At 66.1% G+C, this 12,338-nt stretch carries 12 protein-coding genes and 1 pseudogene; 6 read left to right on the top strand and 7 right to left on the bottom strand.

From position 1 onward, the window contains the following. Positions 1 to 257 precede the first annotated feature (257 nt). The 3 genes and pseudogenes from SLQ31_RS15850 to SLQ31_RS15845 all read left to right on the top strand — a co-directional run bounded on the left by SLQ31_RS15850 (position 258) and on the right by SLQ31_RS15845 (position 2,807). On the top strand, positions 258 to 1,316 hold the full coding sequence (locus SLQ31_RS15850) for a hypothetical protein (RefSeq protein ID WP_319434215.1): 1,059 nt from the start codon (positions 258 to 260) through the stop codon (positions 1,314 to 1,316). Between the two features lie 132 nt (positions 1,317 to 1,448). Continuing rightward, positions 1,449 to 1,643 (top strand): annotated as a pseudogene (locus SLQ31_RS29505) (TetR/AcrR family transcriptional regulator); the annotation flags it as partial. 261 nt (positions 1,644 to 1,904) lie between these two features. Beyond that, positions 1,905 to 2,807, top strand: a complete 903-nt coding sequence (locus tag SLQ31_RS15845) for a TetR/AcrR family transcriptional regulator (protein ID WP_413642309.1) — start codon at positions 1,905 to 1,907, stop codon at positions 2,805 to 2,807. A 3-nt stretch (positions 2,808 to 2,810) separates the two neighbouring features. Here SLQ31_RS15845 and SLQ31_RS15840 read toward each other — a convergent pair whose 3' ends face one another. The 4 genes from SLQ31_RS15840 to SLQ31_RS15825 form a co-directional block, all read right to left on the bottom strand. Further along, complete coding sequence (locus SLQ31_RS15840) at positions 2,811 to 3,281, bottom strand: limonene-1,2-epoxide hydrolase family protein (protein WP_319434211.1); 471 nt, start codon at positions 3,279 to 3,281, stop codon at positions 2,811 to 2,813. Then, positions 3,271 to 5,082, bottom strand: coding sequence for an N-acyl-D-amino-acid deacylase family protein (locus SLQ31_RS15835; protein WP_319434209.1), 1,812 nt, complete (start codon positions 5,080 to 5,082; stop codon positions 3,271 to 3,273). Before SLQ31_RS15835 ends, SLQ31_RS15840 begins: the two co-directional genes overlap by 11 nt. A 66-nt stretch (positions 5,083 to 5,148) precedes the next feature. Next, entirely contained in the window at positions 5,149 to 6,069 is a 921-nt protein-coding gene (locus SLQ31_RS15830; RefSeq protein ID WP_319434207.1) for an SDR family oxidoreductase, read from the bottom strand. 13 nt (positions 6,070 to 6,082) lie between these two features. Further along, positions 6,083 to 6,595 (bottom strand): flavin reductase family protein, encoded by a 513-nt coding sequence (locus SLQ31_RS15825; protein ID WP_319434205.1) that lies wholly within the window; start codon positions 6,593 to 6,595, stop codon positions 6,083 to 6,085. 67 nt (positions 6,596 to 6,662) lie between these two features. Here SLQ31_RS15825 and SLQ31_RS15820 point away from each other — a divergent pair, with 67 nt between their 5' ends. After that, positions 6,663 to 7,574, top strand: coding sequence for a dienelactone hydrolase family protein (locus SLQ31_RS15820; protein WP_319434203.1), 912 nt, complete (start codon positions 6,663 to 6,665; stop codon positions 7,572 to 7,574). Positions 7,575 to 7,632: 58 nt separating this feature from the next. Here SLQ31_RS15820 and SLQ31_RS15815 read toward each other — a convergent pair whose 3' ends face one another. Then, on the bottom strand, positions 7,633 to 7,992 hold the full coding sequence (locus SLQ31_RS15815) for a hypothetical protein (RefSeq protein ID WP_413642205.1): 360 nt from the start codon (positions 7,990 to 7,992) through the stop codon (positions 7,633 to 7,635). 102 nt (positions 7,993 to 8,094) lie between these two features. Between SLQ31_RS15815 and SLQ31_RS15810 the strand changes: the two genes are divergently transcribed. Next, positions 8,095 to 9,231 carry a glycosyltransferase gene (locus SLQ31_RS15810; protein WP_319434201.1) on the top strand — a complete coding sequence of 379 codons (1,137 nt, stop codon included), beginning with the start codon at positions 8,095 to 8,097 and terminating at the stop codon, positions 9,229 to 9,231. Between the two features lie 41 nt (positions 9,232 to 9,272). Continuing rightward, a complete protein-coding gene (locus SLQ31_RS15805) occupies positions 9,273 to 9,641 on the top strand; it encodes a hypothetical protein (protein WP_319434199.1) in 369 nt (122 codons plus the stop codon). A gap of 34 nt (positions 9,642 to 9,675) precedes the next feature. Here SLQ31_RS15805 and SLQ31_RS15800 read toward each other — a convergent pair whose 3' ends face one another. Both SLQ31_RS15800 and SLQ31_RS15795 read right to left on the bottom strand, forming a co-directional pair. Further along, positions 9,676 to 11,007, bottom strand: coding sequence for a cytochrome P450 (locus SLQ31_RS15800; RefSeq protein ID WP_319434197.1), 1,332 nt, complete (start codon positions 11,005 to 11,007; stop codon positions 9,676 to 9,678). Between the two features lie 48 nt (positions 11,008 to 11,055). After that, on the bottom strand, positions 11,056 to 12,330 hold the full coding sequence (locus tag SLQ31_RS15795; RefSeq protein ID WP_319434195.1) for a cytochrome P450: 1,275 nt from the start codon (positions 12,328 to 12,330) through the stop codon (positions 11,056 to 11,058). Positions 12,331 to 12,338: the final 8 nt, after the last annotated feature.

The raw sequence follows: 12,338 nt of genomic DNA, 5'->3' as shown, positions 1-12,338 counted from the left end.
ATTTAGCTAATTACCCATGGGACTCAAGTGAATGCGCGCCGTCACTGTCGCCATTTAATTGCCGCATGCGTTAACAACTCACAGCATTCAATGAGGTTGGCGTACACAGCATTTGCCCAGACAATCCCCACCAAATTCACAATATGAGCAGTTGCCGAACGCGGGCGACCATTTTTCGAAAAAGACATAACTCGCCTACTTACTCGCGGGTAGGTTCCCACTCTGGGGGGTCCGTGGAATACCCGAAGGAGCACACCATGCAGCTAGCCCTCAATCGAACAGTCACCGCGGGAGCCGCTCTCGTCGGTGCAAGCGCGATCGCGCTGACTCCGATCGTGACGTATTCGTCAGCCGTCCAGCTACCCTCGCTTCGGTCCGCTGAGGTGCAGATGGCGGCGTTCGTGAACCCGATCGAAGAATGGGTGCAGGTCATCGGGACGAGCTTCACCAATCTGAGCGCCTTGGGAACTCAGGTGCAGACCGATCCGACACCCATCCTGAGCAAGCTGGCCTCGAACTTGTTGGCGAACGCCGGCACGATCGCGGACACGGCATCGACGTTCATCGGTCAAGCGGTGTCCACGTTTGCCGCAATTCCGCAGGGCTTCTTCGATGCCGCCACTCAGGTCGCAGCCGGCCATATCGCCGACGCCGTGCAGACGATCTGGGGTACCGCACTCCTGCCGCCGGTATTTTTGGCGGTCATTCCGATCAGCGCGGCGATCCCGATTATCCAGACCGCCGTGCAGAACGTCGCGAACGTCATCGGCGCACTCGGCGGGGTGAACCTGCTGTTGACCGGTATCGCGGTGATCTCACCGATCTACGCCACCATCACGCAGTTCGGCGACAGTGCACAAGCCGTGTTGGATGCGGCCAGCGCCGGCGATCTCGAGACGGCGGCAAGCGAATTCATCAATGCACCGGCAAAGCTGGTCAACGCATTCCTCAACGGCAATGACATGACGCCCGGCCTGCTGACCCCGCTCGACGGAGTCGGCGGCGGCGGGCCGATCGCGGCGCTGCTGAAGTTGCGGGACGCCATTGCCGACGCCATCGTTGCCCCGACTCCACCTGCGGCAGCTGCGGCCAAGAAGTTGGCGGCAAAGACTGATGATTCCACCGCGGGAACCGCAGGTTCTGATGGAGCAGCGTCGTCGGGTGCTGCGACTGGTACCCCGAAGGCCCACGGGTCGACGAAGGCACCGTCAGCCGGTAAGACCAGCAGTGGAAAGAAGGCCAGCGGCGCCTCGAGCGCTCATGGCGAAAAGGGCGGCGGCAAGGCCGGTTCCGGCCGACACCGCGGCGCTGCCTAAGTTTCCGGGGTGTTCACGGTGGCCGTCACGCTACGGCGGGCGGCCACCGTGGGCCGACTCCGACTCGCCGAATTGCCCCGGGACACCATGTGGACCACCAGCCGATGCACCTCGGAGTAATCTTGCTGGCAAATGGCCAGTGCAGATGCCACGGGTGTGGATGCTTTCACCGCAAAGGGACGCGCAACCCGCGAGCGCATCTTGCAGGCGGCAGCCAATGTTCTTCTGGCTCAGGGTGTCTCAGGCCTGACCCTCGATCTTGTCCGGCAAACAGCCGGGGTGAGCGGGTCTCAGCTCACCCACTATTTCACCGACAAGCCCACCCTCATTCGTGCCGTCATCGGCCGCCAGATGGAGGTGGTGCTGGATTTTCACCAGCAGCCCAAGCTGGGCGGCCTGGACACCTTTGCGGACTGGGAACGCTGGGCCACGCAGAACGTCGAGTATCTGCGGCGCATCGGTTACACCGGTACCCCGACCTATCACACCCTGGCCGGCCAGCTGGCCAAGACCGATGAGTCCACCCGCGAAGCTTTGGCCCTGGGCTACGGCCGCTGGATCGACCTGCTGGAACAGTCTTTCAGCCGAATGAGAGATAGCGGCACGCTGGTGCCCGCCGCAGATCCTCGCCAGTTGGCCAACATCTTCGTCGCCGGTCATCAAGGCTCGGGAAGCCTGACGTTCGCCTACCGACAAGAATGGCCGCTGGCCGACACCGTCCGCTTCCTGGTGAACTACCTGCGTCTATTCGCCGCCGACCCAGCAGAACGGGTCGTGCGTAAAGCGCGGCGGCCGCGCCGCCGCCCGACACCACCACAGCAGTCTGACGAATCCGGTCCTCCCCGCTTCACGGGTAAGGGGTTGGCCACCCGCGCCCGCATCGTCCGAGGCGCCGCAGAATTGATCTTCGATCGAGGTGTCAACGGCACAAGCCTGGACGACGTCCGGACAGCCGTTGGTGCAAGCGGCTCGCAGTTGGCTCACTATTTCGCGGACAAGCGCGATCTGACCCGTCAGGTGATCGCCGCCCGCACCGACGACGTGGTCGCATGGCACACCAGACCGGAGCTCGGCCAGCTGTCGAGCATCACAGCCCTGCAGACCTGGGCGCAGGCGTGTATCGCCGATATCGACACCGTGTACCTGCGCGGCGGGTGTGTGTACGGATCACTCGCCGGGGAACTCCTGGAAGCGGACGAGGGGGTGCTCGACGATCTAGCCTCCGGGTACGACCGCTGGTTGGAGCTGTTCCATGCCGGTCTGACCCGCATGATTGAGAGCGGTGAGTTGATCGACACGGCCGACGCCCGTCACCTGTCCGCCGTCTTGGTCATCGCTCACCAAGGGGGCACCATGCTCACGCACGCGACGGGCAGTCCTGATCCGTTCCGGTACATCGCCACGGCTGCCGTCGATTACGTCGCCTCCTTCCGTGCGGTGCAGCAGCGCCGCACGGCGCGGACGAAGACGCGCCCGACCAATAAGCCCTGAGTCTCAGATCAACCCGGTGGCGTCGAACATCCACGACATGTCGGCCTGGGCAAGGTCCTCAAGCCAGGTGGGCGGGGCGAAGCCCGTCAGCCCGTTCATGTCCCAGTAGTCCTTCCACAACGTGATTTTGCCGCCCTCGACCTTGTGCACCGTGACAAAGTTCAGCACGCCCTGCTCGCCGGTCTTGAACGTCCACGTCTCGGAGTGTTCGTACATCGTGTCGACGCCATTGCTGACCAGAACACCGTCGTGGTTCTCGTAGCCGGCCAACGGCTCCAGCCCGATCTTCAGCCGCTTGACGATGTCCTCGGGACCCCGCGCGGCCGCGATCGGACCGACCGGCATGTCGACATAGATGCAGTCGTCGGACAGGAACGTCTTGAGCGTCTCCCAGTCACGATTGGACAGCGCCTTCCACATACCCAGCACGGTCTGGGCGACCTCAGTGGGTACTGCCGAGGTGTCAATTGACATGGGCCAGCTCCGATTCCGTCGTTGTCGTCGTTGCCGGTGTCGTTGCCGGCGCCGGCGTCGTCCGGCCCACCCGCAGGAAACTTCCGGTGCGTTGCGCACCGAGCACATCGGTCGGTTCGCCGTTGCGGACCACCGCACGTCCACCGATCAGCACCAGCTCGACAGCGTCGTTGTTGCGGTTGACCATCCGGGACAGGCCCCCGTACTGCTCGACGGATTGCTCGGCGTAGTCGTCGAGGTGGCTGTCTAGGTGATTGGGGTTCACCACCACGAGATCGGCGCGGTCACCGACGCGCAGGTGGCCGGCGTCGATCTGATACCAGTCGGCCAGCTCGCCGGTCATCCGATGCACCGCCTGCTCGACGGACATGAACGAACGTCCGCTGCGCTGAGCGTCGCGCACGTGGCGCAGCAGCCGCAGTCCGTAGTTGTAGAACGCCATATTGCGCAGGTGCGCACCCGCATCGGAGAAGCCCATCTGAATGCCGGGGTCCTTGGCCAGCTTCTTGAGCACCTCGGGGCGGTGGTTGGAGATGGTGGTGCGCCAACGCAGCTTGGTGCCGTGCTCGAGTACGAGGTCCAGGAACGCATCAACCGGATGCACCCCGCCACGATCCGCGCCGACCTGTCCGAAGGACTTGCCGACCACGGATTCATCAGGGCAGCCGACGATCTCGGCGTCGAAGAAGTCGCGCTGCCAGACCCGCACCCCGTACTTGGTCTCGTAGTCCTTACGGAACTGGCGCCGGTAGTTCTCGTCGGCGAGCAGCGCGTTGCGCTCGACCTCGTCACGCAGATGAAGCGCGGCGGCTCCCGAGCCGAACTCCTCGAACACCACCAGGTCGATACCGTCGGCGTAGACCTCGAACGGAACCGGCAGGTGTTGCCAGCGGAAATCTCCGCCGAACTTGTTGGCCGCCTTGGCAAGCGGGCCCAAGAGCCAGATGGCGTAGGGGTTGGACTTGACGTCGGCCGCCGACAGCAGACTGGTCTTGAGCTTGTCCCGCAGAACCGGAAGTGATTGTGCCACTTGGGATACGAGATTCATCGGGTTCTGGATGTCCGGACCGGACTGCAGAACCCGGCCGCGCTTGCGCAGCAGCGCCTTGAGCCGGCGCAGCTCGCGCGGCTTGGCGTAGGTCGACGGCAGCGTGCGCGAGCGGCAGGTCTCACCGTCGATCTTGTCGAACAGCAGCTGCATCGAGGACATCCCGACGAAGCCGGCGTCTAGCGCCTCGGCGAGCATCCGTTCCATCTCGAACTGCTGACTTGCGTTGGGGCGCGCATCTTTCTGGGTGGCGCGGTCCAATCCCATGACGGCGGTGCGCATATCCGAGTGACCGATGAAGGCCGCGATGTTCGGGCCAAGCGCCCGCGCCTCTAATGCCTGGACATATTGCTCGGCGGTCTTCCACGTCTTGGCGCCGTCGACGGCGGCGATGACGTGTTCGCGGGGGATCGCCTCGACCCGGCCGAACAGATCGCCGGCCTCACTGCCATCGACGTGGATGGTCGACAGCGAGCAGGAGCCGATAAAGATGGTGGTGACGCCGTGGCGCACCGACTCCGTCAGACCGGGGCCGCCCAGCACCTCGACGTCGTAGTGGGTGTGGATGTCGACCATTCCCGGCAGCACCCACTTGCCGCCTGCGTCGACGACGTCGGCGCAGCCGGTCACGTCGAGCGGACGCAGGCTGACGACGGCGACGCGCCCGTCCCGGATGCCGATGTCCCGGATTCCGGAGGGTGCACCCGTCCCGTCGAACCAGCGGCCGTTGCGGATGATCGTGTCGTAGCTCACGAGCGTCAATAGAACCGTTCGCCAGGACAGGTGTCAACGATTTAGTGGACACTTTCTTGGATCTGTTTACTCAGGGTGCGACCAAGAGTCCGGCTGCCGGCCGTCGATATCGGTGAAGCCGTACTCGCGGGCCAGCTCAGCGGCGGTGACCGAGCGCTGATGCCAGCGCGATCGATGCCCATCCGCCGCGATCGCGGCGACCGCCCGGCCGACGTAGCGTGGCGACTCCGACTCGGCGAAGCCCGGCGGCGCGGTCGGTCCTCCGTCGGCACGATCCGGTTGCAGCGCCTGTTGCCAGTTCTGCTCGCCGACGCGGTAGTTCTCGAGCATCATCTCCGAGCGCAGCCACCCCGGTGTGACCGCCACGGCGGTCGCGCCGTAGGGCGTCAGCTCGTGTCCGAGCGCGTAGGCCATCCGGTTGACCGCGGATTTCACCGAGTCATAGAACGCCGACAGCCGATAGTTGCGCGCGTTGTATTCGGCTGTGCCATCGGTGATTTCGACGAGCAGACCCCCTGGCCGCATAACCCGGAGCGGGAGTAGGGCGTGCGAGGTGATCAGGTGGGTATCGATGCCAAGACGAAGGATGCGCAGCCCGTCGTCGATGTCGTGTTCCCAGATCGGGCGATTCCACGTCGGTGGGGGACCCTTGAGAATCTCGGCCCCCCAGATGTCGTTAACCAGTACGTCGATCCGGCCGTAGTCGACCCGGATCCGTTCGGCCAGCCCCCGCACCTGGTCGGGGGCTAGGTGGTCGACTTGAATGGCCACGCCGGTTCCGCCCAGCTCATCGACGATTTTGGCGGTGCCTTCGATGGTTTCGGGTCGGTCGTAGTCGGATCCGCCCCGGCCGGTCATGCTGCTCCGGCCGGTGCAGATGACGGTTGCCCCGGCCTCGCCCAGTGCGGCAGCGATTCCGCGGCCGGCGCCGCGGGTTGCGCCGGCCACCACAGCAATCCGGTCCTTCAGTCGGTCGGTCGACGCCACAGCCCCAGGCTAGTCAGGCCTCGTGGCCCGGCTCCAGGTCTTTGACGTCGGCGAACGTGACCAGGTCTCCGAACTGGTCGGGTGCAGCGCCGGCTATCGGCTCGGTCAGGTGCCCGACGTGATCGCCCAGATCGAACCGATCGAGGATGCGGCCGACGAACCAGGCGGCGGCGTCGGTCAGGATCGGCAGCCCCTCCGGGCCGTCGGACCACTCGCAGCGACTGAACTTGTCGATCTGGTCACCGGTCTGGCCGCCGAACAGCCGTGCGAGTTCCCGATGTCCTTTGGCCAGCAGGTGTACGGCCAGGTGCGTCGCGCCGTCCGTGGCGACCCGGTAGGTGTGGTTGCGCTTGGACAGCCCGACCAGAAAGCGCGGCGGGTTGATCGACACCTGGCTGCTGAACCCGACCAGGCAGCCGGCACGCTCATCGCCGACCCGGGTCGTCACGACGAACATCGGATAGTCCAGCAGCGCGACCACCCGTTCGAACGCCTCAGAACCGGGTAGTACCTGGTTTTCTGCCATGCCGACCACCTCCCTTGACGATCATGCCTACAGCTCACGCTTACCCAACTGGCGCATACTCGCGTGGGTGACTCCACTACAGCGTTACATCGCCGAAGAGATCGCCACCGATCACGTCGACGGCCTGCTGAGCCGCAGAGAAGCACTGCGGCGCCTGGCATTGCTTGGCGTGAGTACCACCGCGGCCGGCGCGTTGATCGCCGCATGCGCCACCGACAAACCCAAGACCGCGGCGTCCTCACCGTCGCCATCACCGTCCGCGCCGACGTCGGCCTCACCGCCGCCGGGGATGGCCAGCGCGCTTCCGACCACACCGATCACCTGGACGGGGCCGAAGGGGCAACTGCAGGGCAGCTGGGCGCAGGCCGCCACACCGCGCGGAGCCGTGCTTGTCATCCACGAGAACAAGGGCCTCAACGACTGGGTGAGTTCGGTCGCCGGCCGGTTGGCCGGAATCGGCTATTCGGCACTGGCCATCGACCTGCTCTCCGAGGAAGGTGGCACCGCTACCTTCACCGACCCGGCTGCGGCGACCGCCGCGTTAGGCAATATCCCGCCTGAGCGGTTCATCGCCGATCTCAAATCCGGTCTCGACGAACTGGCGCGCCGATCGCCGGGCCAGAAGCTGGCGGTCGTCGGCTTCTGCTTCGGCGGTGGGCTGGTGTGGCGGCTGCTGGCCGCCGGTGAGCCACGGCTGGCGGCGGCGGTGCCGTTCTACGGTCCGCTGCCCGACAATCCAGACTTCGCCGGGTCGAAGAACACCGCCGTGCTCGGCCTGTACGGCGCGCTCGACCAACGCGTCACCTCGTCCGAGCCGGCCGCCAAGGCAGCGCTGGATCAAGCCGGTGCGGTCAACAACCTCGTCGTCGAACCCGACGCCGACCACGCGTTCTTCAACGACAGCGGGCCGCGCTACAACCCGGTCGCGGCCGCCGATGCGTGGACTCGCTTGCAGGACTGGTTTTCTCGGAACCTTTAGCGGCCTCGGTTACGCCCAAACCGACGTTTGGCCGCGAAAGTGCGAGTAAATCGCGCCATTACGTCGATCTCGGCGCAAGACGAACCGTGACCGTCACGCGGCCACGGGCGTCCCTGGTCGCGACGGCGTGACCGGGTCGCTCGGTGCCGGCAAGCAGGATGGTCAGCGGGGCGCCCTCACCGGTGAAGTTCCGCCACCATTTCTTGCCGTCGGGCATGGCCACCCCGATCAGGATGTCCCCGCCTTTGCGGCGATACCCGACCGGCAGCTCGACGGTGCGGCCACTGCGGCGGCCCGTGTAGCGGATTGTGGTCAGCCCCAGTCCGATGACGCGGCCCCACGTCGGTGAGGTGATCAGGGTGGTGGCACCCCGGTTGAACGCGCGCGCCGCCGCCTGGAACACTGCCGAAATCTGCACGTGACCAACGGTAGTCCAGTTGTGGCTGTTCACCGCGTGTTCAGGACACCGAGGGGCGGGCGTCGCCATGCGCACACCGGCACGGGTTCAGATACGGCCATGATGAGGGTCGCGCAAGTCGCGAACTTCTACGGTCCCCGATCGGGTGGCCTGCGCACCGCCGTCGACCGGCTCGGCGCCGAATACTGCGCCGCCGGACACGAAGTCTTCCTGATTGTTCCGGGGTCCGGCGCGGCCCACACCGAACTGCCCAGCGGTGTCACGCGAATAACTATGCCCGCCAGGCAGATTCCGTTCACCGGGGGATACCGCGCGGTGATGCCCGCACCGGTGACCGCATTGCTGGAGCAGCTGGCGCCCGACGCGATCGAGGTGTCCGACCGGTTCACCCTGCGGTCCCTGGGCCGGTGGGGAGCACGGCAGGGCGTCACGACGGTGATGATCTCCCATGAGCGCCTCGACCGGCTGACCGGCCAGATCATGCCAACGTGGCTGGCTCGCCGGATCGCGGACATGGCCAACCGCCGGACCGCGGCCATGTACGACACGGTGCTGTGCACCACCAGCTTTGCCCGTGAAGAGTTCGACCGGATCGGCGCCACCAACGTGATGACGGTGCCGCTGGGTGTGGACCTCGACATGTTTCACCCCAACCGGTTCTGCACGCTCACCCGTAGCCGCTGGGCCGCTCCTGAACAGACGCTGCTGGTGCACTGCGGCCGGCTGTCGGTGGAGAAGCGCGCCGACCGCAGCATCGATGCCCTTGCCGCCCTACGCAATTCGGGTGTGGACGCCCGTTTGGTGATCGCAGGCGACGGACCCATGCGGAGCCGACTGCAGCGGCAGGCCGCGCGGTTGCCGGTGGACTTCACCGGGTTCATCGAATCCCGCACTGCGGTCGCGACGCTGCTGGCTACCGCCGACGTCGCATTGGCGCCCGGCCCGCATGAAACGTTCGGCCTGGCCGCACTGGAAGCGCTGGCGTGCGGAACTCCAGCGGTGGTGTCACGCACCTCGGCGCTGACCGAGATCCTGACCTCCGATAGCGGGGCGTGTGCCGATAACGATCCCCGCGCGATCGCGACTGCGATCAGTGGCGTCATGGGCCGTCCCGAGCATCAGCGGCGGTTCGGGGCGCGGCGGCGGGCCGAGACATTTACCTGGCCACGGGCGGCCGCGGGAATGCTGACGGCTCTGAGCGGTTTGGCGCACGGCCGTGACGGGAACGCCGCTAATTGACGGTGCCGCATCGGCGGCCCGCTCAATGAATGGAGCCGAGGATGGCCACGAACACCGTGTGGATTGTCATCGCCGTGGTTGCGGCACTGATCGTCATCGGAGCGCTGGTCTGGGTTGGACGTAATCGCCAGATCAGCCGCCGAACGGCGCAGGCCGACGAGATCCGTGACGAAGTCCGCCAGGAGCATGTCAAGGTGCAGCGCCGGGAGGCACTGGCCGACGAGACCGAGGCCAAAGCCCGTGCGGCCCAAGCCGAAGCCGAGGCCAAGGTCGCCGAGGCTGCGCGCCTGCAGGAGAATGCCGCCAAGCACCGCGACGTGGCATCCACCCGACGCGAGGAGCTGGACGAGAAGTGGTCAGAGGCTGACTCGCTCGATCCGCGGGTCGAGCACGTCGAGCACAAGTCCTAGCCTTCGCCGAACCCGACGTTTTGCCGAGATCTGCTCACACTTTCTCGGCGAAATGTCGGTTTGGGCGTCCGGGGGACGAGGCCGAGTTGAGGCTGACCGGTAGCTCGGCCCAGCCGCGCAGCACCCGGGTGTCGCGCCGGCTACCGAGCCCGGCCAGCTGCACCTCGGGGAAGTGCGAGAAGAACCGGCGCAGCCCGACCTCACCCTCGGCCCGTGCCAGCGCCGCCCCCAGACAAAAATGCCTGCCGCCCGAAAAGGCAAGGTGCTTACCGGCATTGGATCGGCCGACATCGAAGCGGTCCGGATCCTCGAACACCGCGGGGTCGCGGTTGGCGGCAGCCAGATAGATCACCACCATCTCGCCGGCCTTCACCGGTGTGCCCGCCACCTCGGTATCGGTGAGCGCCACCCGGGCTGAGAGTTGCACCGGCGACTCCAGCCGCAGAATCTCCTCGACGCCGTTGCTCCACAACGACGGATCCGCGGCCAGCCGGGCAAGCTGGTCGGGGGACCCAAGCAACAGCCGAATTCCGCTGCCCAGCAAGTTCACCGTGGTCTCGAACCCCGCGGCGAGCACCAGTCCGGCGACGCCCTGCAGCTCGGCCTCGTTCAGGTGCGCGCCGTCCTCGGATGCCGCGATCAGCTGGCTCATCAAGTCGTCGCCGGGATGCTCGCGCAGGTGCCGCAGGTGCGCCGAAAGCCAGCGGTTGAACCCGGCCAGACCGTGCTGCACTCGCCGGTATTGCGGCCAGGACAGGCCGACGTCGAGACTCGGAGCGGCAAGCTCACCGAACTCCAGAATGCGCGGCCGGTCGGCGTCGGGCACACCGAGGATGTCGCCGATCACCGCGACCGGCAGTTGCGAGCAATACCGCTCGACGATGTCGACGACGCCGGGACCGGCGGCCAGCCCGTCGAGCAACTCGGCGGCGCTGTCCTCGACCCGATCGCGTAACGCGCTCACCGCACGGCTGGTGAACACCGACGAGACGGTCTTGCGGTAGCGGGTGTGCTCGGGTGGCTCGACCGCCAACAGCGACGGCGGGCGCAGCGGGTGCAGCAGATCGTCGCGGGTTCGCCGCTCCAGCCAGCGCACCGGCGCAGGCAGATTGCCGCCGAGCACGATCACCCGGAAATCGTCGGAGCGCAACAACTCATGGGCCACGGCGTGATCGACGGTGAGGTAGCCAACGCGGGTGCGGATCATCGGCCCCCGCGGTCGCAGCTCGGTGTAGAACGGCACCGGGTCCGCGCGCACCGCCGGGTCAGCCACCATCCGGGCTTGCGGATCACCGCGGCGCGCCGCGACGTTGGCGACCGTGCGGACCACCCCGTGCATCGCAAGCCAATGCAGCCGTTGCCTCATGCTCACCTACGCTACGAGCGCGGCACCGCCGGCGCCACCACCTCAGGGCTAGCCCCAGCTGACCGGCAGCCGTTTGATCCCGTGAATGAACGCCGAGAGCAGCATGGCCGGCTCCTCGGTCACCTGAATATCCGGTATCCGGCGGTGCAGCTCCTCGAATACCACGGCGATCTCGCGGCGGGCCAGGTTCGCGCCCAGGCAGAAATGCGCGCCGCCACCGCCGAACCCGACATGGTGATTGGGCGTGCGGGTCACGTCGAAGCGCCACGGGTCGGTGAACTTGTCCTCGTCGCGGTTGGCCGACGAGTACCACATGGTGACCTTGTCACCCTCGGCCATCTTGACCCCGCTGAGCTCGATGTCGCGAGTGACGGTGCGGCGCATGTAGATCACCGGCGATGCCCATCGCACCACCTCCTCGACAGCGGTGTCGGTGACTGCCTCGAAGTCGCCCCACCAGATGCGGCGCTGCTCGGGGTAGCGCGTCAGGGCCAGCACGCCGTGGCTGATCGCGTTGCGGGTGGTCTCGTTGCCTGCGACGGCCAGCAGGATGAAAAACGAGGCGATCTCGGCCGACGTCAGCCGTTCCCCGTCGACCTCGGCCGCCACCAGCGCGGTGGTCAGATCCTCGCGGGGGTTGGCCCTGCGATCCTCAGCCAGCGCGGTTGCATAGGCGCCGATGTCCAATGCCACCTTGAGGAACTCGTCGAAATCGGTGGTCAGATCGGGGTCACCGAAACCGAGGATGATGTTGGTCCAGTGAAAGATCCGGTCGTGGTCCTCTTCGGGAATGCCCATCATGTCGCAGATGACCTGAAGGGGCAGCGGCCCGGACAGCTCCGAGACCAGTTCGGCGTTGCCGTCGGGATGGTTGGCGAGCATCGCCGACACCAGCTGCTCGGCGCGTTCGCGCACCGACTCCTCAGTGCGCGCCACGACCTTGGGGGTGAACGCGGTGCGCACAATATTGCGCAGTCGGGAATGCCGCGGATCGTCAAGGGCGATCATCGAGCCAAAGTATTCCGCGACATCCGGGATCTGATCGGCGATGGTGATGTTGGGGTAGGAACTGAAAATCTCGGGGTGGCGGCTGGCATAGAAGACGTCATCGAGCTTCGTCAACGCCCAATGGCCCTGGCCCTGCACCATCCCCTCCATCGCGACCTCGTTGAAGAACTTGATCGGGGCCTCGCGACGCAGGGTTGCGAACGCGCCGTCGCGAACGGCGTCGTCGAGCATCCAGAACTCGAAGGTGCCCAGATTGATGTCCTCGAGTGCCATCTCGGGTGGCGTCTGACCGTTTTCTCGCGTGGCGATGCCCATGCCGACGA

Origin of the sequence: Mycobacterium sp. RTGN5 (assembly GCF_033804465.1) — a bacterium.
In the GTDB taxonomy this organism is placed as follows: Bacteria; Actinomycetota; Actinomycetes; order Mycobacteriales; family Mycobacteriaceae; genus Mycobacterium.
This window is presented reverse-complemented; position numbering and strand designations above follow the sequence as displayed.